The 21662-nt window shown below is 73.8% G+C and carries 21 protein-coding genes and 1 pseudogene; 7 read left to right on the forward strand and 15 right to left on the reverse strand.

The window, feature by feature from the left end; translation table 11 throughout:
* Nucleotides 1–53 precede the first annotated feature (53 nt).
* From Ae150APs1_RS16080 to Ae150APs1_RS34650, 5 genes are all read right to left on the reverse strand, one after another.
* Nucleotides 54–632: an FxsA family protein gene (locus Ae150APs1_RS16080; protein WP_249266356.1), complete on the reverse strand. Its 579-nt coding sequence runs from the start codon at nucleotides 630–632 to the stop codon at nucleotides 54–56.
* A 29-nt stretch (nucleotides 633–661) separates the two neighbouring features.
* A complete protein-coding gene (locus tag Ae150APs1_RS16085; protein ID WP_075298633.1) occupies nucleotides 662–2182 on the reverse strand; it encodes a dihydrolipoamide acetyltransferase family protein in 1521 nt (506 codons plus the stop codon).
* Between the two features lie 10 nt (nucleotides 2183–2192).
* Entirely contained in the window at nucleotides 2193–3167 is a 975-nt protein-coding gene (locus tag Ae150APs1_RS16090) for an alpha-ketoacid dehydrogenase subunit beta (RefSeq protein WP_010224216.1), read from the reverse strand.
* The gene (locus Ae150APs1_RS16095) at nucleotides 3167–4357 is read right to left on the reverse strand and encodes a thiamine pyrophosphate-dependent dehydrogenase E1 component subunit alpha (protein WP_010224214.1); all 1191 of its coding nucleotides are present in this window, start codon (nucleotides 4355–4357) and stop codon (nucleotides 3167–3169) included. Before Ae150APs1_RS16095 ends, Ae150APs1_RS16090 begins: the two co-directional genes overlap by 1 nt.
* Before the next feature lie 211 nt (nucleotides 4358–4568).
* Nucleotides 4569–4919 (reverse strand): antitoxin, encoded by a 351-nt coding sequence (locus Ae150APs1_RS34650; protein WP_060574458.1) that lies wholly within the window; start codon nucleotides 4917–4919, stop codon nucleotides 4569–4571.
* Between the two features lie 199 nt (nucleotides 4920–5118).
* On the opposite strand from Ae150APs1_RS34650, the gene Ae150APs1_RS16105 reads away from it, so the two are divergent.
* Genes Ae150APs1_RS16105 through Ae150APs1_RS16115 form a run of 3 tightly spaced genes read left to right on the forward strand, consistent with a single transcriptional unit; the run spans nucleotide 5119 to nucleotide 7729 of the window.
* Nucleotides 5119–6054 (forward strand): ABC transporter substrate-binding protein, encoded by a 936-nt coding sequence (locus Ae150APs1_RS16105; RefSeq protein WP_083680442.1) that lies wholly within the window; start codon nucleotides 5119–5121, stop codon nucleotides 6052–6054.
* Nucleotides 6051–6956 (forward strand): amino acid ABC transporter permease, encoded by a 906-nt coding sequence (locus tag Ae150APs1_RS16110; protein WP_075298635.1) that lies wholly within the window; start codon nucleotides 6051–6053, stop codon nucleotides 6954–6956. The genes Ae150APs1_RS16105 and Ae150APs1_RS16110 overlap by 4 nt, the downstream gene beginning before the upstream one ends.
* 20 nt (nucleotides 6957–6976) lie before the next feature.
* Nucleotides 6977–7729: an amino acid ABC transporter ATP-binding protein gene (locus tag Ae150APs1_RS16115; protein ID WP_075302179.1), complete on the forward strand. Its 753-nt coding sequence runs from the start codon at nucleotides 6977–6979 to the stop codon at nucleotides 7727–7729.
* Here the strand turns inward: Ae150APs1_RS16115 and Ae150APs1_RS16120 are convergent.
* The gene (locus Ae150APs1_RS16120) at nucleotides 7726–8304 is read right to left on the reverse strand and encodes a peroxidase-related enzyme (RefSeq protein WP_060574456.1); all 579 of its coding nucleotides are present in this window, start codon (nucleotides 8302–8304) and stop codon (nucleotides 7726–7728) included. The genes Ae150APs1_RS16115 and Ae150APs1_RS16120 overlap by 4 nt on opposite strands.
* 111 nt (nucleotides 8305–8415) lie before the next feature.
* Between Ae150APs1_RS16120 and Ae150APs1_RS16125 the strand changes: the two genes are divergently transcribed.
* Nucleotides 8416–8760: a hypothetical protein gene (locus Ae150APs1_RS16125; RefSeq protein WP_010232052.1), complete on the forward strand. Its 345-nt coding sequence runs from the start codon at nucleotides 8416–8418 to the stop codon at nucleotides 8758–8760.
* An 18-nt stretch (nucleotides 8761–8778) separates the two neighbouring features.
* Here the strand turns inward: Ae150APs1_RS16125 and Ae150APs1_RS16130 are convergent, their stop codons facing one another.
* The 7 genes and pseudogenes from Ae150APs1_RS16130 to Ae150APs1_RS33640 form a co-directional block, all read right to left on the reverse strand.
* Nucleotides 8779–10821 (reverse strand): hypothetical protein, encoded by a 2043-nt coding sequence (locus tag Ae150APs1_RS16130; protein WP_060574454.1) that lies wholly within the window; start codon nucleotides 10819–10821, stop codon nucleotides 8779–8781.
* 325 nt (nucleotides 10822–11146) lie between these two features.
* The gene (locus Ae150APs1_RS16135; protein WP_010241913.1) at nucleotides 11147–11326 is read right to left on the reverse strand and encodes a CstA-like transporter-associated (seleno)protein; all 180 of its coding nucleotides are present in this window, start codon (nucleotides 11324–11326) and stop codon (nucleotides 11147–11149) included.
* Nucleotides 11323–13526: pseudogene (locus Ae150APs1_RS16140) on the reverse strand (carbon starvation CstA family protein). Before Ae150APs1_RS16140 ends, Ae150APs1_RS16135 begins: the two are co-directional and overlap by 4 nt.
* A gap of 200 nt (nucleotides 13527–13726) precedes the next feature.
* On the reverse strand, nucleotides 13727–15553 hold the full coding sequence (locus Ae150APs1_RS16145) for a phosphoenolpyruvate carboxykinase (GTP) (RefSeq protein WP_010241910.1): 1827 nt from the start codon (nucleotides 15551–15553) through the stop codon (nucleotides 13727–13729).
* Nucleotides 15554–15915: 362 nt separating this feature from the next.
* Nucleotides 15916–16263, reverse strand: coding sequence for a hypothetical protein (locus tag Ae150APs1_RS16150; protein ID WP_010241909.1), 348 nt, complete (start codon nucleotides 16261–16263; stop codon nucleotides 15916–15918).
* Between the two features lie 183 nt (nucleotides 16264–16446).
* Nucleotides 16447–17136, reverse strand: coding sequence for an MFS transporter (locus tag Ae150APs1_RS33635; protein WP_283160269.1), 690 nt, complete (start codon nucleotides 17134–17136; stop codon nucleotides 16447–16449).
* Complete coding sequence (locus Ae150APs1_RS33640; protein ID WP_075298640.1) at nucleotides 17137–18054, reverse strand: MFS transporter; 918 nt, start codon at nucleotides 18052–18054, stop codon at nucleotides 17137–17139.
* A gap of 134 nt (nucleotides 18055–18188) precedes the next feature.
* Here Ae150APs1_RS33640 and Ae150APs1_RS34340 point away from each other — a divergent pair, with 134 nt between their 5' ends.
* Nucleotides 18189–18752: a TetR/AcrR family transcriptional regulator gene (locus tag Ae150APs1_RS34340; protein ID WP_033200591.1), complete on the forward strand. Its 564-nt coding sequence runs from the start codon at nucleotides 18189–18191 to the stop codon at nucleotides 18750–18752.
* Nucleotides 18753–18840: 88 nt separating this feature from the next.
* Nucleotides 18841–19296 carry a hypothetical protein gene (locus tag Ae150APs1_RS16170; RefSeq protein ID WP_010241904.1) on the forward strand — a complete coding sequence of 152 codons (456 nt, stop codon included), beginning with the start codon at nucleotides 18841–18843 and terminating at the stop codon, nucleotides 19294–19296.
* A 10-nt stretch (nucleotides 19297–19306) separates the two neighbouring features.
* Here the strand turns inward: Ae150APs1_RS16170 and Ae150APs1_RS16175 are convergent, their stop codons facing one another.
* Together Ae150APs1_RS16175 and Ae150APs1_RS16180 are read right to left on the reverse strand one after the other, a co-directional pair.
* Entirely contained in the window at nucleotides 19307–19615 is a 309-nt protein-coding gene (locus Ae150APs1_RS16175; protein ID WP_075298643.1) for a DUF6802 family protein, read from the reverse strand.
* Nucleotides 19616–19649: 34 nt separating this feature from the next.
* On the reverse strand, nucleotides 19650–20000 hold the full coding sequence (locus tag Ae150APs1_RS16180) for a hypothetical protein (protein ID WP_139316945.1): 351 nt from the start codon (nucleotides 19998–20000) through the stop codon (nucleotides 19650–19652).
* A 689-nt stretch (nucleotides 20001–20689) separates the two neighbouring features.
* Between Ae150APs1_RS16180 and Ae150APs1_RS16185 the strand changes: the two genes are divergently transcribed.
* Nucleotides 20690–21652: a glycosyltransferase family 2 protein gene (locus tag Ae150APs1_RS16185; protein ID WP_227012742.1), complete on the forward strand. Its 963-nt coding sequence runs from the start codon at nucleotides 20690–20692 to the stop codon at nucleotides 21650–21652.
* Nucleotides 21653–21662 lie beyond the last annotated feature (10 nt).

Consider the following 21662-nt stretch of genomic DNA (forward strand, 5'->3'; position numbering starts at 1 on the left):
GGGTGGCCCCGACCGCCCCCGCCGTACTCCCGGCCCCGTGCCGCCCCTGCCGCTCAGCGGTCCCGGCGGTCCCCACCGTCGACGATCTCGCCCTCGACGACCTCGCCGTCGACGACCGGCCCGGTGATCCTCGGCGGAACGGCGCCCGGCCGGCGGCGCTCCTCCGTGACGGTGTCGCCGTCCACCACGGTCTCGCCGTCGACGACGGTCGCGCCGTACCGGATCCGCGCGGTGCGCAGGCCCGGGGCGGCACGCTCCGCCGCGGCCACCATGCGGCGCCGGGCGAGTGCGCGGGTCGGCGGGAACACCAGCGCCAGGCCGAGCACGTCGGTGATCAGGCCCGGTACGAAGAGCAGGACACCGCCGATCGCGATGAGCAGGCCGTCGGTCGCCTCCTCGTGCGCCAGCTTCCCGCGCTGCACCGCGGTGGCCAGCGCGCGGGCGGCGCGGGCACCCTCACTGCGGGCGAGCAGCAGACCGAGCACCGAACCGGCGAGCAGGGCGAGCAACGTCCAGCCCAGCCCGATCCAGGCGATCAGCCCGGCGATCGCCACCACCTCGAGCACGACGTAGAGCAGCACGAACGGCATGCCCGTAGAACGCACGAGCACGCCGTTCTGCTCCCGGATCACCCGAATTCTCCGGAACGATCACAGATCGATCACCAGGTGAAGGCGATACCGGGATCCTCGAGCAGCGACCCGACGTCGGCCAGGAACCGGGATCCCTCGGCCCCGTCGACGAGCCGGTGGTCGAACGACAGCGCCAGCCGGCACACCGTGCGGACGGCCAGCTCGCCGTCGACCACCCACGGTGCCGGCTTGATCGAGCCGACGGCCAGGATCGCAGCCTCGCCGGGGTTCAGGATCGGCGTACCGGTGTCGACCCCGAAGACCCCCACGTTCGTGATCGTGAAGGTGCCGCCGACCAGGTCCGCCGGGGCCGTCTTCCCGGCCCGGGCGGTCTCGGTCAGCGTGCCCAGCGCCTCGGCCGTCCCGCGGAGGTCGAGCAGGTCGGCGTCGCGGATCTTGGGCACGACCAGGCCGCGCGGGGTCGCTGCGGCGATCCCGAGCTGCACGCGCTCGTAGTAGACGATCTCACCGGCGCGCTCGTCCCAGCTGGCATTCACCGCGGGGGTGCGGCCCGCCGCGAGGCAGGCCGCCTTCGCGACGAACGCGAGCGGGGTCAGCCGGACCCCGGTGAACTCCCGGGAGGACCTCAGGCGCTCGCGCAGCGCCATGGTCGCGGTGACGTCGACGTCGAGGAACTCCGTGACGTGCGGGGCGGTGAACGCGCTGGACACCATCGCGGCCGCGGTCGCCTTGCGGACGCCGCGGATCGGCTCGCGCCGGTCCCCGGCCCCGGCCGGGCGGGCCGCCGCGGCCGGCGGCTGCGCAGCCGGCGGCACGGCGGCGGGTGCGGCTGCGGCCGGCGCGGGTGCGGCGGGCGCGGCTGCGGCGGGCGACGCGGCCGTCGACGACCCACCGGCGGGCACCGCGGTGGGCACGGCGGTAGATGCCGCCGCGGCGCGGACGTCGTCCCGGGAGATCCGGCCGTGCGCCCCGGTCCCCGCGACCGTCCGCAGGTCGACGCCGAGTTCGCGGGCCAGCAGCCGGACCGGCGGCGGGGCGAGCGGCACGAGCCCGGCCGTCGGCCCCGTCGCGGTTCCGGTCGCGGTTCCGGTCGCGGTCGCCTCGGCACGGACCTCGGCCGCCTCGTCGGGCCCCACCGCGGCGGCCGCCGCGGCCCCGGCCGGCGCCTCCGCCGGGGCAGGTGCGGTCCCGGCGTCGCCGCCGCCCGCGCCCCGCCGCGGCCGGCGCTTCACCGCACCCTGCCGCGGCCCGTAGCCGACGAGCGTCGCGATCCGGCCGTCCTTCCCGGCCTCGCCGATCTTCGCGCCACCCTCATCCGGCGGCCCGGCCCCGCCGGCCGGCGCACCGGATCCCGCGGTGTCGATCGCGATGATGGGCGTGCCCACCTCGACGGTCGCCCCCGGCTCGGCCAGCAGCTCGCCGACCGTCCCGGCCCACGGTGACGGCAGCTCGACCGCGGCCTTCGCCGTCTCGATCTCCACGACCACGTCGTTCACCGCGACGGTGTCGCCGGGCGACACCCGCCACGCGACGATCTCGGCCTCGGTCAGTCCCTCGCCCACGTCGGGCAGGTTGAACAGCTCACGCATCCTCAGGTCCTCACCAGGCCAGCGAACGGTCGACGGCGTCGAGCACCCGGTCCAGGTCGGGCAGGAACTCGTCCTCCAGCCGCGACGGCGGGTACGGGGTGTCGAACCCCGTCACCCGCAGCACCGGGGCCTCCAGCGAGAAGAAGCACTCCTGCTGGATCCGGGCGGCGACCTCGGAGGTGATCGACGACTCGGACGGCGCCTCGGACACCACGACCAGCCGTCCGGTCCGGCGCACCGACTCGGCGACCGGCCCGAGGTCCAGCGGCGACAGCGTCCGCAGGTCGATCACCTCGAGGTCCTGGCCGTCCTCGGCGGCCGCGGTGGCGGCGTCGAGGCAGGTCTTCACCATCGGGCCGTAGGTGGCGAGGGTCAGCGCCGAACCGGGCCGGACGACCCGCGCGGAGTGCAGCGGCGGTGCCGCGCCGAGGTCGGTGTCGATCTCGCCCTTCTCCCAGTACCGGCGCTTCGGCTCGAAGAAGATCACCGGGTCGTCGGAGAGGATCGCCTGCTGGATCATCCAGTGCGCGTCGGCCGGGTTCGAGCATGCCACCACCTTCAGCCCCGCGACGTGCGCGAACAGCGACTCCGGGGACTCCGAGTGGTGCTCGACCGCGCCGATCCCGCCGCCGAACGGGATCCGGACGACGACGGGGACCGGGACCGCGCCCTGCGTCCGGTACCGGAGCTTCGCGAGCTGGGAGACGATCTGGTCGTAGCCGGGGAAGACGAAGCCGTCGAACTGGATCTCGCAGACCGGCCGGAACCCGCGCACCGCGAGCCCGACCGCGGCGCCGATGATCCCGGACTCGGACAGCGGGGTGTCGAGCACGCGCTGCTCGCCGAAGTCCTTCTGGAGCCCGTCGGTGATCCGGAAGACGCCGCCGAGCCGGCCGACGTCCTCACCCATGACCAGGACCTTCGGGTCACGCTCCATCGCGGCGCGCAGTCCGTCGTTGAGCGCCTTGGCCAGCGTGGTCGCCATCAGGACGCCTCCTCGCCGGTGAAGGACGCGTGGTACTCCAGGTACTCGTCGCGCTGGCCGTCGACCTGCGGCGACGCCTGCGCGTAGACCTCGGAGAACATGCGCTCCGGGCCGGGCTGCGGCATCGACCGGCAGAACGCGCGCAGGCGCTCGCCGAGCGCGTCCGCCTCGCCGTCGACGCCGTCGAAGAACTCCGGCTCGACGCCGTGCCGGCGCGTCAGGTGCACCCGGACCCGCTCGATCGGGTCCTTGAGCTTCCACAGCTCGACCTCGTCGGCGAGCCGGTAGCGGGTGGCGTCGTCGGAGGTGGTGTGCGAGTCCATCCGGTAGGTGAAGGCCTCGATCAGGACCGGGCCGTTGCCCGTGCGGCACTCCTCGAGCGCCCAGCGGGTGACGGCCAGGCAGGCGAGCACGTCGTTGCCGTCGACCCGGACGCCGGGGAAGCCGTAGCCGCGGGCGCGTTGGTAGAGCGGCACCCGGGTCTGCCGGTCCAGCGGCACCGAGATCGCCCACTGGTTGTTCTGGCAGAAGAAGACCAGCGGGGCGTCGTACGCGGCGGCCCAGACGAAGCCCTCGTGGACGTCGCCCTGGCTGGTCGCGCCGTCGCCGAAGTAGCAGATGGTGGCCTCACCCGTCTCCGGGTCGCCCACCTTCGACTCGAACCGCTGGCCCATGGCGTACCCGGCGGCGTTCAGGCACTGGTTGCCGATGACGATCGTGTACGGGTGGAAGCGCTTCCCCGTGAAGTCCCAGCCGCCGTGGTCGGTGCCGCGGAAGATCCCGAGCAGCTCGGTCGGGTCGACGCCCCGGGTCCAGGCGACGCCGTGCTCGCGGTAGCTGGGGAAGCACATGTCCGTCGGGCGCAGCGCGCGCCCGGACCCGACCTGGGCGGCCTCCTGCCCGAGCAGCGGCACCCAGATCCCCAGCTCGCCCTGGCGCTGCAGCGAGTTGCCCTCGCGGTCGGCCCGGCGGACCAGGACCAGGTCCCTGTAGAGCGACTTCAGGTCGTCGACGGTGATGTCGTCGGCGTAGCGGTCGAACCGCTCGTCCGGCACCCGCTCACCCTCCGGGGTCAGCAGCTGGACGAGCTCGGCGCCGCCCTCGTCGACCCCCTTCAGACCGGCGACGACCTGGTTCGGGCTGGGGCGTGACCGCGGATCGGTCGGTACCCACGCCTGCGGTTCCTGCACGGCGTACCTCCTCGGGGGTCACCCGGGCCGGGGTACCGGCCGGATGGTTCTTCCGCCGTGACCCGCACGGGTGGGCGGGCCAGGGACGCGCCGTCGCGTCACCGCCGATCCTGGCACGGGAGCGGGCGCCGGGGACAGGAGAGCCGCCCGTGGTGTCCACACACGACGGCCCCGGCACCGCGCGCGGTGCCGGGGCCGGACGCCGGGGGCCTCAGGAGCCCTGCTGCCCCGGCGACGGCGGCGGGAACGCCGGCGGCTGCTGCGGGTTCGGCGTGGTCGGCTGCCCGTTGCCCTGGACCGGCGGGTTGCCCGGGCGGCCCGGGGCCGGCGGCGTGGTGCCGGGGGCGCCGTAGCCGAAGCCCGGCTGCGGGATGCCGGCCGCGTCCTTGGCCTTGCGCGCGGCGCCCGAGATCTGGTTCGTGTACTTGCCCTTGGTCTGCTTGTCCACGAACTGGGCGGCGGAGTCCAGGGCCTTGCCGGCCTTGTCCGGGTTGGACCGGGCGTAGCGGCGGGCGGCCTCCACGGCACCGGCGAGGACGGTGAGTCGTCGGATCAGGGACATCGTGTCTGGACCTCCGTGACGGGGCGCGGCTCCTCGAGGGGCCGCGGGCTCGCGTGTCTCGTCGAACCCACGGTAGGGGAACGCGTGCCCGGCGGCAGGAAGTTCCCCGCCCGGACGGCCCGACCGACGGTGGTGGGACCGGGCGGTGGCACGATCGTGCCGTTCCGAGCACGTCCGGTTCGACTGTCTGGACCACACGATGACCCGTCTGCGACGCCGTCGCGCACGCCCGTTCGCCGGGCTCGCCGTCGCCGCCGTGCTGGCGCTGGCCGGTTGCGGGGTCGGCGGTGACGGCAGCGGCGGGCGCGACCCGGCCGCGGGCGCCGGCGTCGCCCCGGGGTCGGACACGCCGCTGCCCGCGGTGGCCCGCGACGACGCCCTCGCCGCACGCGTCCCGGCGGCGGTCCGCGCCGACGGCGTGCTCACCGTCGGCGTCGAACCGACGTACCCGCCGAACGAGTTCACCGCGCCGGACGGCTCGACCGTCGTCGGGATGAGCGTGGACCTCGGCACCGCGGTCGCCGCGAAGCTCGGCCTCGGTGTCCGGTACGAGACCGGCCAGTTCTCCGGGATCATCCCCGGCGTGCAGGGCGGCCGGTACGAGGCCGGGATGTCGTCGTTCACGATCAACCCGGAGCGGTCCGGGGTGGTCGACATGGTGTCGTACTTCTCGGCCGGGACGAGCCTGGTCGTCGCGGCCGGGAACCCGGAGGGCATCACGCCGGACGACCTGTGCGGGCGCCCGGTCGGGGTGCAGGCCGGGACGACCCAGACCGAGGAGGTCGTGGGCCGGGACGAGGCGTGCGTCGGCGCCGGGCGGGAGCCGATCCGGGTGACGGAGCTGCTGGCCCAGACCGACGTGACGCTGGCACTCGTCGCGAACCGGGTGGACGCGATGCTGGCGGACTCGCCGGTCGCGTCCTACGCGGTGACGCAGTCGCGCGGCACCACCGAGATCGTCGGACGGCCCTACGACACCGCGCCGTACGGGATCGTCCTCCCGAAGGACGGGGAGCTGAGCGACCCGGTGCGCGCGGCACTGCAGGAGCTGATCGACGACGGCACCTACCGGCGGATCCTCGACCGCTGGAACGTCGGCGACGGCGCGATCACGACCTCGGAGGTCGGCCGATGACATCGCCCGGGGCCCGTCCGGAGCCACGCGACGCCGTTCCCGTCCGGCACCCGCTGCGCTGGGTCGCGGTCACGGTGCTCGCCGTGCTGGCGTCGATGCTGGTCAACACGCTGCTCACCAACGAGAACTTCCGCTGGGGCACGGTCGGCGAGTACCTGTTCTCCGAGCCCGTGCTCAACGGCCTGCGCAACACCCTGGTGCTGACGGCGCTGTCGATGGCGATCGGCATCGCGGGCGGGATCGGGCTGGCCGTGATGCGGCTGTCGCCGAACCCGGTGCTCAGCTCGGTCGCCGCCGTCTACCTGTGGGTGTTCCGCGGGACGCCGCTGATCGCGCAGCTCCTGTTCTGGTACTTCCTCTCCGCGCTCTACCCGCGGCTGTCGCTGGGGATCCCGTTCGGGCCGGAGTTCGTCGTCGTCGACACGAACACGCTGATCAGCCCGTTCGCCGCGGCCCTGCTGGGGCTCGGGCTGAACGAGGCCGCGTACATGGCCGAGATCGTGCGGTCCGGGATCCAGTCGGTCGACGGCGGCCAGTCCGAGGCGGCCGGGGCGCTCGGCATGACCCGCGCCCAGACGCTGCGCCGGGTGGTGCTGCCGCAGGCGATGCGGGTGATCGTCCCGCCGACCGGCAACGAGACGATCGGCATGCTGAAGACGACGTCGCTGGTGGTCGTCATCGGGTACCTGGAGCTGCTCACCTCGGTGCAGCGGATCTACTCGGCGAACTTCGAGGTCATCCCGCTGCTGATCGTGGCGGCCGCCTGGTACCTGGTGCTCACGTCGCTGCTGACGGTCGGGCAGCGCGCCGTCGAGCGCCGGTTCGGGCGCGGTGTCGCCGCGGGTGCCCCGGGCCCGTCGCTGCTGCGGAAGCTGGCCGGGACGAGCGGAGGTGCGTCGTGAGCGACACCGTGGGCACGCCGATGGTGCAGATCGAGGACGTCGGCAAGAGCTTCGGCGACGTCGAGGTGCTGCGCGGCGTCGACCTGGTGGTCGAGCCGGGCCAGGTGTGCTGCGTGATCGGGCCGTCCGGCTCGGGCAAGTCGACGCTGCTGCGCTGCATCAACCACCTGGAGCGCATCGACACCGGACGACTGCGGGTGAACGGCGCGCTGATGGGCCTGGAGGAGCGGGGCGGACGGCTGCACCGGCTCTCCGAGGCCGCGCTGGGCCGGCAGCGCCGGGACATCGGGATGGTGTTCCAGCGCTTCCACCTGTTCCCGCACCGCACGGCGGTGGAGAACGTCATGGAGGCACCGGTCGTCGTCCGCGGCCGGAAGCGGGCCGACGCCCGCCGGGACGCCCAGGAGCTCCTGGAACGCGTCGGCCTCACGGACCGCGCCGACGCCTATCCCGCCCAGCTCTCCGGCGGGCAGCAGCAACGGGTCGCGATCGCCCGCGCGCTGGCCATGCGGCCGTCGCTGATGCTGTTCGACGAACCGACCTCGGCGCTGGACCCGGAGCTCGTCGGGGAGGTGCTCGACGTGATGCGCGAGCTCGCGCGCGACGGCATGACGATGGTCGTCGTGACGCACGAGATGGGGTTCGCCCGCGAGGTCGGCGGCACACTGGTGTTCATGGACGAGGGCCGGATCGTCGAGGCCGGGGACCCGCGCGCGGTGCTCTCCGACCCGCAGGAGGAGCGCACCCGCGCGTTCCTGTCGAAGGTGCTCTAGCGGGGCTGCCTGCCCATCAGGAAGAACTCCGGGTTCGGGCGCAGCGCGGTGAGGTGCGCGAGCCGGTTCGACATCGCGAACAGTGCCGTGATCGCGCCGACGTCCCAGATCTCGTCGTCGGTCAGGCCTGCGGCGCGGGCGTCGTCGAGGTCGGCCTCGGTGAGTGCCTCGGACTGCCGGGCGATCAGCAGCGCAAGGTCGACGATCCCGCGCTCGCGCTCGGAGAGCTCCACCGCGTACGGGTTCGTCGCGACCCGGTCCGCGATCTCCGGGTCCTTGTAGCGGATCCGCAGGATCGCGCCGTGGGCGACGACGCAGTAGGTGCAGTGGTTCGCCCCCGAGGTCGCGACGACGACCAGCTCCCGCTCGGCCCGGGACAGTCCGTCGTCCGAGTCCATCAGCGCGTCGTGGTAGTCCAGGAACGCCCGCAGCTCCCGCGGACGGCGGCCCAGCGCGCGGAAGACGTTCGGGACGAAACCCGACCTCTCCGCGATCGCGCCGATCCGTTCCGCCAGGTCCGGCGGGAGACCGTCGAGGTCGACGTGCCCGAATCGGCTCACCTCGTGCTCTGCCATACCGCGGACGGTAGTGCCTCGACCGGCCGCGACGCGGCGCCCGGCCGTCCGGTGGGACGGGACGGTCCCCCGGGGTTGGCGCGCCCACCCCGATCCGGGACCATGCGCACCATGGGAGTTCCGGAGCAGGTACGCGAGCAACTCGCGGCGTGGTGCGCGGAGCTGGTGCCCGCAGGGGAACGTGACCGGCGGCGGATCGGCTACACGACCGCCGGCGACGTCGTCACCATCCTCGACCGGCGGCCGCCCGCCTTCCCCGAGCTGGGAGCGGCGTGGGCGTCGACGGCGTTGGCGCAGCTGCGCGCCGACGACCCGGAGGCGGGCAGCTGGACCCTCTACATCCCGGCCGCACCCGGCTCCCGCGGACGCTGGGAACGGGTGCGGCCACCGGCCGCGGACCCGTTCGAGCTGCTGGACCGGATCGCCGACAGCATCCGCGCGGTCGGCTCGGGCTGAGCCCGGCCGGGCTCGGGGTCAGCTCCGCTCGGTACCGCGCCGGGCCGGGGCCATCGCCGACGGCGCCGACGGGCGGCTCTCGCCACCGGCGGCCGGGGGACCGGTCCGCGGGGCCGGCACCGCCGGGGCGGACACGATGTCGGCGACGCCGGCCCGGTCCGGGACCGACGACTCCGGGGGGACGGCCGGGACCGGCACGTCGGCGACCGGCACCTCCGCGCCGGTGCCGGACGACTCGCCGGCCGGTGTGCCGGTGCCGCGCAGGAACCGCGCCGACGCCTGGTTGAGCACCTCGAGCAGGGTCGTCCCGGACGACTCGGCACGCGGCTCGTCCCCGACGACGGCGAGCATCCGCGGCGCGGCCGCGGTCAGCAGCAGGCCGTCGGCCTGCAGCGCCCCGGCCCCCAGCACGACGACCAGGTCGGCCGAGTCCGCCGACGGCAGGTTCCGGAGCAGGTCGTCGCTGCCCGCCACGTGCAGCAGCCCGAAGCCGGGCACCTCCGCCGCGCCGTCGGCCGCCCAGGCCCGCGCCAGGTCCGGGTGCGACGCCGACAGCTCACCCAGCAGCCGCTGCAGCTCGTCGCGGTCCAGCATCTCCCGGCGGGCGCGACCCAGTTCCTCCAGCGCCGCGGCGTAGGCCTCCGCGTCGTGCCGGCGCAGCGCCGCGACGACCGCGGTGTGCTCGGGGGCGGTCGCGTCGAACGGCACCGCGGCCTCGCACCGGAGCGCGAGGCGCTCGAGCTCGTCCGCGGCCTCGGCCGGGTCACCGTGCTCGTCGTAGTCGACGATGGCCCGAGCCACCCGCTCGGCGGCGGCCAGGTCGGGGACCGAGACCGGCGAGTCCTGCTGCAGGAACAGCACGTCGTGCCGCAGCGCCCCGACGGACCGGGCGGCGGCTGCGATCTTGTCCAGCGCGTCGACGAGACCGGGCAGGTCCTGCGGCGAGCGGGGGACGGGGAGGCCGAGCACCGAGCACAGCCGGGCGATCTCGTCGTCGCGCCGGGCGAGGTGCAGGTGCTGGGAGACGGTGGCGATCTGGTCGTAGGTCTGCGGGGCCGCGCCGTCGAGGCGGAAGCCGCGCAGCAACGGCTCGGCCTCCTTCTGCTCCTGCGGCTTGAAGTACGAGCGGCTGCGCCCGCCGCTGTCGAGGAAGTCGAGGTAGCGGCGGATCGTGACGTCGCCGCCCTCGGGCAGCGGCTCCACCACCTCGACGCGCGCACCGCTCGCGAGGCGGGCCCGGTCGTCGCGCTGGCGGGCGGCGAGGCCCTGCAGCGACTCGAACTCGGCCCGCAGCCCGCTGTGCACCAGCCGACCGGCGACGCCCTGCAGCCGGTCGGCGTCGGGAGCCCCGGTCAGGGTCTCCAGCGACGCGAGCGCGCACCGCGCGACCTGGGTGACCGCGGCCCGCCGGTCGATCTCGAGATCGCGCAGCAGCCCGGGCACGATGCGGGCCTCACCGGAGGCGCCGGTGTCGGTGCCGTCGACCACCCGGTTCGCCCGGTCGCAACAGCCCGCGACGTCGGCCGGGCCGGGCAGCGCGTCCTCCGGCGGGAGCTGCTGGCCGGCGCGGCCGTACCGGTCGACGCCGGCGGTCGCGAGCAGCCTGCGGAGCCGCCGCAGCTCGGTCGAGGGGAGTGCCGGCAGCCGGTCGACGACCCGGCCGGCGACGTCCGCGGGCAGCGCGGCGCGCACCGCGCCGAGCCGCTCGGCCTGCGCACCGGTCAGGAGGACCCGCATGCCGTAGCCGGTCAGGTCGGCGAGCGCGCGGGCCAGCTCGGCCGGACCGGCCTCGGACAGGACGACCAGCGGCTCCTCGGAGACCGCACCGAGCAGAGTCTCCTCGTCCTCGTCGCCACGCCGCTGACGCGGCGGTACGGGGGACTCCAGCGCACCGGCCAGGGTGCGGATACCTGCGGGGACCCGGCCGTCGTGCACCTCGTCGACGATCCGCGACCGAGCCGCCCCGGTCGCCGGTCCACCCCGGCCGCTGCCCGCCAGTCGTTCCACGAACGCGACGAGAGCCTCCGGGTCCGTGCCCTCGGACACCCGGACATCCAGCATCGCGCCTCACACCTCCGCCGTAACCAGCATTCCCGCACCGAGGACGGCGCTCACGGTGTGTATCGCCGTGGAGCGCGCGGCGTTCCGTCCCGCCGCGTGCTCCGTTCCGGGCCGAACCGGATCTCGTCACGATCAGCGACGAGGCCTCGACCCGAACGGGACACCGCGGGATCGGTCCGGTCCCCTCCAGAGGCTACCTGTCACATCGTCACGCTGCGCCGATCTCTCACGACATCACGCAACGACGCCACACGCGCAGCCTCCGCGCACCACCCTGAGTGACAGCTGTACAGGGCACACTGCTCCGAGAGAGTGAAATCCCCCGTCAGCAACACCGGGCGGACGGAACCCGGTCCTGGCGGTCGGTCCGTTCCCGCCAGAAGGCACGCTCGGACAGCACCGGCGCGCCCGGATGGTGACGTGCCCGGTGCTCCAGGTAGCGCTCGTAGTCCCGCTCCCCGGCCAGCTCGCGCACAAACCGCCAGAGCGACCGCAGCCGGCTCATCCGCCCGTCCCGCTCTCGCTGAGCTCGCGCTCCCGCGCCCGCTCCTCCCGGGTCGGTACCAGACCCGACGGTGCCCAGATCCGCGACTCGACGTACGGGTCCTCGGTACCGCTGCGCAGCGGGCGCCCGCGCAGGGCCGCGATCCACACCCGGACCGAGTCGGCCAGCACGACGACGATGAGGACCGCGAACAGCGCGGTGAGAGCGGTGTCGAGGGTCGTGTTGAACACGACCTGCTGCATGTCCTCCACCGACTTCGCGGTGCCCATGCTGGTCTTCCCGGCGTCGAGCGCGTCCTGGTACTGCGCCCGCTGCGCCCAGAAGCCGAGCTTCGGGTTGTCCGAGAAGATCTTCTGGTAGCTCGCGGTCAGTGTCACCGCCGCGTCGAACACCAGCGGGACCAGCGTGATCCAGGCGTACCGGGCGCGTCCCGTCTTGATCAGCAGGGTCGTGCAGACCGCCAGCGCGACGGCGGCGAGCAGCTGGTTCGCGATGCCGAACAGTGGGAAGAGCTGGTGGATGCCGCCCAGCGGGTCGTTTTCACCCCGGCGTAGAGCAGGTAGCCCCAGGCACCGACGATCACCGCACTGGACAGCCATGCGGCCGGCTTCCAGCTCGTGTCGGCGAACCGCGGCCAGACGTTGCCGACGGTGTCCTGCAGCATGAAGCGCCCGACCCGGGTGCCGGCGTCCACCGTGGTGAGGATGAACAGCGCCTCGAACATGATCGCGAAGTGGTACCAGAAGGCCCGCAGCGCGTCGCCGCCGAAGACCTCGGAGAACACGGTCGACAGGCCGACCGCCAGGGTCGGGGCGCCGCCGGAGCGGCCGACCAGCGTCTGTTCCTCGACAGCCGACGCCGCCGCGGCGAGGTCCGCGGGCGAGATCGTGAACCCGATCTGCTGCACCGCCGCCGACGCCGACTCCACCGTCGGCCCGAGCACGGTGGCCGGCATGTTCATCGCGAAGTACAGGCCGGGGTCGAGGATGCAGGCCGCGGCGAGCGCCATGATCGCGACGAACGACTCCGTGAGCATCGCCCCGTAGCCGATCACCCGGACCTGGGACTCCTTCTGGATCAGCTTGGGCGTCGTGCCGGACGCGACGAGCGCGTGGAAGCCGGACAGCGCACCGCAGGCGATCGTGATGAACACGAACGGGAACAGCGAGCCCGCCGAGACCGGGCCGAGCCCGTCCGAGGCGAACCGGGTCAGCGGCGCCATCTGCAGCGTCGGCCAGGCCAGCACGATCGACGCGGCCAGCAGCACGACGACGCCGACCTTCATGAACGACGACAGGTAGTCCCGTGGCGCCAGCAGCATCCACACCGGCAGCACCGACGCGGCGAAGCCGTAGACGACCAGTGCGAGGGTCAGCTGGTTCGCCGAGAGGTGGAAGACCTCGCCCCACGACGAGTCCTGCACCCAGCCGCCGCCGACGATCGCGAGCAGCAGCAGCGCGACCCCGAGGACCGACGCCTCGATGATCTTCCCGGGGCGCAGGTACCTCAGGTAGACGCCCATGAACAGGGCGATCGGGATCGTCATCGCCAGCGAGAACGTGCCCCACGGGGAGTCGGCCAGCGCCTGGACGACGACCAGCGCGAGCACCGCCAGCAGGATGACCATGATCGCGAGGACGGCGACGATGGCGGCGATCCCGCCGACCGGCCCGATCTCCTCGCGGGCCATCTGGCCCAGGCTGCGGCCGCCACGGCGGGTCGAGAAGAACAGCGTGACCATGTCCTGGACCGCGCCGGCGAACACGACGCCGACGATGATCCAGACTGTGCCGGGCAGGTATCCCATCTGCGCGGCCAGCACCGGCCCGACCAGCGGGCCCGCACCGGCGATCGCGGCGAAGTGGTGTCCGAACAGGACGCGCCGGTCGGTGGGCTGGTAGTCCTGCCCGTCGTCGAGGCGCTCGGCCGGGGTCGCCCGGGTGTCGTCGACCCGCAGCGCCCGGTGCGCGATCCAGCGGGAGTAGAAGCGGTAGGCGATCGCGTAGGACGCGACGGCGGCGAAGACCAGCCAGGCCGCCGAGATCTGCTCGCCCCGGACGAACGCGACGATCGCCCAGGCGACGGCACCGACGACGGCGACCGCCGTCCAGATCGCGATCTGCCTCGGGTCACGGCGCCGGGGACCGGCCGTTCCCGTGCCGGGTCCCTCGGGTTCCCGCGGCCGCTCCGTCGTGACCATGACGCCCCCTCCGTGCACCGTGCGCGACCGGTGCCCCGCCGGCGCCGGCCCGGTCGGGGACGTTACGTCGCGCAATCACGGCTGTCATCGTTGCGCGGTGTGACGTTATGGAGTCGCCGCGGAGGACCGCCCGCGGAGGGTGCGGACACACGGGAGCCCCCGGCGGCCAGTGGCCGCCGGGGGCTCCGGTGGGCTCCCGGTCAGGCGCCGAGGCGCTGCTTCAGGGCCTCGAACTCGTCGCGGATCGACGACGGCAGGTTGTCGTCACCGATCTTCTCGAACCACTCCTCGATGAGCGGGATCTCGGCCTTCCACTCCTCGACGTCGACGGCCAGCGAGGCCTCGACGTCGGCGCGCTCGGCGTCGACGCCCTCGAGGTCGATCTGGTCGGCGGTCGGCACGAAGCCGATGGGGGTCTCGACGGCAGCCGCCGAGCCCTCCAGCCGCTCGATGACCCACTTCAGGACGCGGCTGTTCTCGCCGAACCCGGGCCACAGGAAGCGGCCGTCCTCGCCACGGCGGAACCAGTTGACGTAGAAGATCTTCGGCAGCTTGCCCTCGTCGGCGCTCTTGCCGACGTTCACCCAGTGCGCGAAGTAGTCGCCGACGTTGTAGCCGAGGAACGGCAGCATGGCCATCGGGTCGCGGCGGACCTCGCCGACCTTGCCGGCCGCGGCCGCGGTCTTCTCCGACGACATGGTGGCGCCCATGAAGGTGCCGTGCTGCCAGCTGCGGGCCTCGGTGACCAGCGGGACGGTGGTCTTGCGGCGGCCGCCGAACAGGATCGCCGAGATCGGCACGCCCTTCGGGTCGTTCCACTCCGGGGCGACGACCGGGCACTGGTCGATCGGCACGGTGTAGCGGGAGTTCGGGTGCGCGGCCTTGACGCCGGAGTCGGGCGTCCAGTCGTTGCCCTTCCAGTCGGTCAGGTGCTGCGGGTCACCCTCCAGGTCCTCCCACCAGACGTCGCCGTCGTCGGTCAGCGCGACGTTGGTGAACAGCGCGTTCCCGGCCTCGATGGTGCGCATCGCGTTCGGGTTGGTCTTCCAGTTGGTGCCCGGCGCGACGCCGAAGAAGCCGAACTCGGGGTTGGTGGCGTAGAGCCTGCCGTCCTCGCCGAAGCGCATCCAGGCGATGTCGTCGCCGACGGTCTCGGCACGCCAGCCCGGGATGGTCGGCTGCAGCATCGCGAGGTTGGTCTTGCCGCAGGCGCTCGGGAACGCGGCCGCGACGTAGTACGCCTTCTCCTCCGGGCTGATCAGCTTGAGGATCAGCATGTGCTCGGCGAGCCAGCCCTCGTCGTGCGCCATGGCCGAGGCGATGCGCAGCGCGTAACACTTCTTGCCGAGCAGGGCGTTGCCGCCGTAGCCGGAGCCGTAGCTCCAGATCTCCCGGGTCTCCGGGAAGTGGCTGATGTACTTGTCCTCGTTGTGCGGCCACGGCACGTCGGCCTGGCCGTCGGCGAGCGGGGCGCCGATCGAGTGCAGCGCCTTGACCCAGCGGTCACCGGCCGCGTCGAGCAGCGGCAGGATGTCCGCGCCCATCCGGGTCATGATCCGCATGGAGATGACGACGTACTCGGAGTCGGTGATCTCGACGCCGAGCTTCGGGTCGTCCGCGTCCGTCGGGCCCATGCAGAAGGGGACGACGTAGAGGGTCCGGCCCTTCATGCTGCCGCGGTACAGCTCGGTCATCGTCCGCTTCATCTCGGCGGGGGCGACCCAGTTGTTCGTCGGCCCGGCGCCGCGCTCGGTCTCGGTGCAGATGTAGGTCCGCTCCTCGACGCGCGCGACGTCGCCCGGGTCGGACGCCGCGTAGAACGAGTTGGGCTTCTTCTCGGGGTCCAGCCGCACGATCGTGCCCTGGTCGACCAGCTGGTCGGTGAACCGCGTCCACTCCGCCTCGGACCCGTCGCACCACACGACGCGGTCCGGGGTGGCCAGCTCGGCGATCTCCTGAACCCAGGCCACGACGCCCTGGTTGGTGGTCGGTGCGCGGTCGGTACCCGGAACGGTCGCTGCAGTCATGTCGTCCTGTTCTCCTCGCCGGCCCCGGCCCGTCCTCCGGGGGAACTACTGCGAGCCCGCTACCGGAGTCGGTACGGGCCCTGACGGGAAAAGGTGTACGGCGAGGCTACCCGCGGAATCGGGACGCACCCATGGGCCTCTTTGAGAGGTCAGGCACAGCACCGATCATGTAGATCGATCCAGAACAGAATCGCGTACGCCGTCGTCGTCCCTGGTGACGGGGTTGTCACACGAACGCAACCCGGCGCGGGTGACGTATTCGCCGACGCCGCGCGACGATGCGGCGGAAATGCGCGGACTCGCGTCAGGGAAAGACACTCGTCGATCGGAACCCCGCGATTCAACGCATTCCTTGTTCCGACTTAGGCATTCGCAGTGCGTAAGGGGGTGCGGGCGGGGACGGCCGGCACCGCGGTCGGCCGGGCGAGCTCCGGCAGCATGATCGGGAGCCGGTGCGCGGTGACCTGCCAGTAGCGGGCGTCCGGGTCGGCCGCGCGCCAGGCGTCCGCGAGCCGGACGACGGCGTCCGGGTCGATGCTGCGACGCGGCCGCGGCCGCATGCCGCACCGCTCCCGGACGCCGGTGTCGAGCGCGCGCCAGGCGTCGGTGGCGGTGGAGTGCACGGACACCTCGGGCCGGCCGTCGGCGGTGCCGTCCACCGCCGCCTCCCCCAGGACCAGGGTGTAGGCGCTGACCACCTCGTACGGCACGGATCGCTCCCGGATGACGTCGGCTCCGGCGGCACGACGCGGCCGCCGCGGTCGGCCGTAGTGAACCAGCCGGGGGCACGTGTGAGCCCCGATCGGGCTACCGGACGGGCGGCGCGTCGCCGGAACCACCCGTCCGGGCCGCCGGACGGTCACCCGGCATCGTCACAGCTGGTTGCCGCTCGCTCACCGCGTGCGATCAGCGGTGGCCCCGGAACGCCGTGCCGCGTCCCCGTCCAGACCGGTCGCACCCGCTGCCAGCACCGTCCGGTGCGCCCGGCGCAGCCCGAGCCCGGCCGTCACCAGCACCACCGCCACGACGACGGCGGCCACCCCGGCCGCGACGTCGGCCCCGGCGACGAAGGCCTCCTGCGCCGACGCCGTGAGCGCGTCGGCGACCCCGGCCGGCAGGTCCGCCGCGGCACCGACGGCGGCCCCCAGGGTCTCCCCGGCCGCCGCCGGTGCGCCGTCGGGCAGCACGACGCCCGCCCGGTAGACCGCCGACAGCACGCCCCCGACCAGGGCCGTACCGAGCACCGCACCGATCTCGTAGGCCGTCTCCGACACCGCCGACGCGGCACCCGCCTTCTCCGGCGGCGCCGCGGCGAGGATGGCGTCGTTGGTGACGGTCTCGGAGAGCCCGATGCCCGCACCGATCAGCACCGCCGCCGACATCAGGAGCGCGACGGCGGAGTCGGCCCGCAGGAACAGGCAGGCGACGAAGCCGGCGAGCACCAGGGCCAGCCCGGTCGTGACGAGCCCGTGCAGCGGGTACCGCCGGGCGAGGCGGGCCGCGAGCAACCCGGCCAGGGTCGTGACCAGGAAGCCCGGGAGCAGGAGCAGCCCGGCCTGCAGCGGCGAGGCGCCGAGGACCAGCTACAGGTACTGCGCGGAGAAGAACAATAGCCCGGTCAGGCCGAACATCGTCGTCGCGTTGGCCAGCGCGCTGTAGCGCAGCACCGGCCGGGCGAACAGCTCCAGGTCGATCAGCGGGTCCAGTCCGTTGCGGACCCGGCGCCGGGAGTGCAGCACGAACGCGACCGCCGATCCGGCACCCACCAGCACGGCGAGGCCGGCCGCAGGCGTGAGCCCGCCGGAGCCGACGAGCTTGATCGCCAGTACGAGCGGCCCCATCGCCAGCAGCGACAGCAGCACGCCGACCGGGTCCGGCCTGCCCGGTGCCTCCGCACGCGACTCCGGCAGGAGCAGCGGCGCGACCACCAGGAGCACGGCCATCGGCGGCACGCTCATCACGAAGATCGAGCCCCACCAGAAGTGCTCGAGCAGCAGGCCCCCGGCGATCGGGCCGAGCGCCGCCCCCGCGGCGAACCCGGTCGCCCAGATCGCGAGCGCCAGCCGCCGGTGGACGCGGTCGACGAAGACGGTCCGGAGCAGGGCGAGCGTGGCGGGCATCAGCATCGCGCCGAAGACACCGAGCAGCGCACGGGCGGCGACGAGCTGCTCCGCCGACGTCGCGAAGGCGGCCGCGAGGGAGACCGCGCCGAACCCGCCGACACCGATCATGAGGAGCCGGCGGCGGCCGATGCGGTCGCCGAGCGTCCCCATCGTGACGAGCAGCCCGGCCAGCACCAGCGGATAGACGTCGACGACCCAGAGCAGGGTCGTGGCGTCCGGGCGCAGCGCCGCGGTGAGCTCGGGCAGCGCCACGCCGAGGACCGTGTTGTCGATCGAGACCAGCAGGGTCGGGATCGCCAGCACCGCCAGCGCGAGCCAGGCACGCGGACCGGGCCGGGCCGTCGGTGCCGCCCGGTCGGTGAGCTCGGGCCGTGACATCTCTCGTCTCCTCGTCACTTCGCAGACCTGCTGGACTGTACCGTCCAGACGGTACAGTCATATACCGTCCGGACGGTACAGTCCAGCGCTGCGGCCGGGGCTGTGAGGCGGGGCACCGCCGGTAGGGTGCGCGCATGGCGGAGCGGCGGAACGCAGCAGGACCGGCCCGCGACCGCGTGCTCGACGCGTACGAGACCCTCCTGATCGAGCAGGGGCCCGGCGGGGCCACGCTGGACGCCGTCGCCGCGTCCGCCGAGGTCTCCAAGGGCGGGCTGCTCTACCACTTCAACTCGAAGGAGTCGCTGGCCTCCGGCCTGCTGGACCGGCTGCGGCAGCGCAGCGCCACCGACGCCGAGTTCATGCGCGGCGACGACGAGGGCGCGGTGGCCTACTACCTCCGCACCTCGGTGCCCGGCGGCGGCTCGCCGGCCGGCCTGACCCGCACCTACCTCGCGACGCTGCGGATCGCCGACGGCACCACCTCCGGCGAGCTCGCCCGGGAGGCCCTGGCCGCCGTCGACGCCGACGGCCTCGCCGCGCTCCGCGAGGAGATCACCGACCCGGTCCTCGCGTGGCTGGTCCAGCTCGTCGGCGACGGCCTCTACCTCCGCACGCTCACCGGCGCACCGCTGACCGGCGGCGTCTCCCCGGAGGAGCTGCTCGACACCCTCAGGGCGCTGCTCGCCGCACGCCCCTGAACCGGATGAACCCCGGACTCGCGGAGCGCGTCGGAGCGGTCGCTCAGGGTAGGCTCGCACCCTGGTCGGACACGGGGAGGGGCCCACTGTGGAGGGAACCGGCGGCTACCTGACGCTGGTCGTCATCGGCGTGCTGATCACGGTCGGTGTCGGCCAGATCCTGCTCCGCTCCGGGAAGCCGTTCCTCGAGGACGTCTTCCAGAGCAAGGAGACCGCCGACTCGATCAACCGTCTGCTCGTCGTGCTGTTCCACCTGCTCACCCTGGGTGTGCTCGCGATGATCTCGATCGCGGACTTCCCCCAGGACGCGGGCCCGGCGCAGACGATCGTCTTCAAGATCGGCGTGGTGCTGCTGCTCGTCGGGATCGCCTACGGCATCTGCATGCTGGTGCTGCTGCGGATCCGGGAGCGTCGCCGGCAGATGAAGATGTCCGCGGACATCGACCAGAAGATCGCCGAGCAGCGGCGCGGAGCGGGCCGGTTCCGGCGCGGCGGTGCGGCGGAGCCCGAGCCGCGGTCGCCGTCGGAGCAGCCGGAGGACTGAGCCCCGGCTCCTACCTCCCCGCCTCCAGGGTGCGGGCGACCAGGTCGTCGAACGGTCCGACGTGCCGGACGTGGTCGGCGAGGCCGTCGCCGTCGAGGTCCGACCAGATCGACGTACCACCCGGGACGTCGACGACGAGCGCGTCCGGCGCACCGTCGCCGTCGGTGTCGCGGGCGGCCGGGCCGCTCACCGGAACCCGCGAGCCCCCGGCCGGGAGGTTCCCGGAACCCCTCGGCACCGGCACCGCGAGCCACCAGGGGGCCGCCCCGGCCGCCGCCGCGGCGGCCGTCGTCCCCCAGGGCCACCGCACGGCCGGCACCGGACCGCTCGTGTGCCGGGCCGCGGCGCGCCCGTCAGGCCGCACGACCGGCCCCGCCTGCCGACCCCGTGCCGCGCCCGGCGCCGGTCACGACACCGCGCAGCGCCGCCCGCACCCCGGCGGCCGGCCGTGCCGGCGCCCCCGCCGCGCGCTCGACGTCCAGTGAGCGGCGCACGAGCTCCCGTTCCGCCGCGGCGAGCACCGCCGTCCGCACCCGCGCCGCGACCTCGCGGGCCCGCGTCTCCCGGACCGCCCGCACCCGCAGGCCGGCACCCGCCCCCGCCAGCAGCAGCACTCCGGACAGCACGAGCAGCGCTCCCGGCCAGGCCGCGGGCAGCGCGCGGCCGGCGCCGGCCAGGCCGGAGACCGCGGATCCCGACAGCACCGTCCCGGAGAGCACCGCACCCGACAGGCCGGCACCCGGCGCGCCGCGCCGCGCCGGCCGCGCGGGGGACGACCGACGCCGGGGGCGCGGCAGCGCCCCCGGTGGCCGCGGAGATCAGCGGCGGCGCGGCCGGTCGTGACGCACCGTGAGTGATACGTGTCACTTCCAACCTCCGATGCCGCAACGCCCCCGCGGCTGCGGCGCGGCGGGACGCGGGGCCCGCGGCGCGGGCCCAGGCGTCGTCGAACGCCCGCGCCGGCCCGCCGAGCTCCGCCGCCCACCAGGCCGGGTCCACGGCCCGGCGCGGCTGCCGGGCCGCGCGCTCCACCAGACCGTCGACCTGCGACGACAGTGCTGCGACACAGTCCATCCTGGCCAGTGCGAGCACCGGGCGGAGCTCGGCCGCGAGGAGGGCGGGACGGCGGTTCGGCGACATGTGGACAGGGTGGTGCGTCCCGTGCGGCGGGGGATGCGTAGGACTGCGCAACCACCCCCGCCGGTCCGGCGGACCGGGACATGGACCACGCTGAACCGCGCGCTGGATGCGGACGGATCAACCTACCGGGGCAACCCCTTCGGTGGCCCGCACGTCTGCACAGTCGGGGCCGAGGAAGCCGCCCGACACGAGAACCGCAACCAGACCGTGACTTCGTCGTTGGACGAGTAGAGCGGACCTGTATGGAGGAAGTGTGAGCGCCGTTACGCCCGCCCGCCCGGCCGTCACGCCCGAGTCGAGCGCGCCCGCGCGCCCGGGGCACCAGACCGGCACCGGAGTGGGACAGACGCCCCTCCCGGCGACGCCTGCCCGGCCCCACGGCGGTTCCCGGCCCCCGCAGCCGGAGGGCCCCGAGGGCTTCCGGCGCCCGCGGCCCCGTCCGGCCCCGCGCCGCAGCGCGAACCCGGCCGTCTCGGTGATCGTGCCGACCCGCAACGAGGCGCGGAACCTGGAGATCGTGCTGCCGGCCATCGCCGCGGTGCGCCCGGCCGTGCACGAGGTCATCGTGGTCGACGGCAACTCGACCGACAACACGGTCGCCGTCGCCCGGCGCACGCTGCCCTGGTCCCGCGTGATCACCCAGACCCGCAAGGGCAAGGGCAACGCGATGGCCTGCGGATTCACCGCCGCGACCGGTGACGTTATCGTCATGTTCGACGCCGACGGCTCGGCCGACCCGAACGAGATCCCGGCCTTCGTCGACGCGCTGGTGAACGGCGCCGACTTCGCCAAGGGCAGCCGGTTCTGCAAGGGCGGCGGCTCGGACGACATCACGCTGCTGCGCAAGTCCGGCAACGCCGGGCTGAACACCGTCGCGAACCGGCTGTTCGGCACCCGCTACTCCGACCTCTGCTACGGCTACAACGCCTTCTGGGCCGACCTGATCCCGCAGCTGGAGCTGCCGGACCCGGCCGCCCCGCAGCCGGAGGACGGCTCGATGCTCTGGGGCGACGGCTTCGAGATCGAGACCGTCCTGAACTGCCGGGTCGCCGCGGCCGAGCTGAAGATCACCGAGGTGCCGTCCGTCGAGCGTGAGCGCATGTTCGGTGAGACCAACCTGCGGACCTTCGCCGACGGCACCCGGGTGCTGCGTACCCTGATGGCCGAGCACCGTCGCATGGAGCAGCGCCGCAAGTCCTCGGGCTACGCCCGCTGACGCTGCTCGA

It is taken from the genome of Pseudonocardia sp. Ae150A_Ps1, assembly GCF_001932315.1.
In the GTDB taxonomy this organism is placed as follows: Bacteria; Actinomycetota; Actinomycetes; order Mycobacteriales; family Pseudonocardiaceae; genus Pseudonocardia.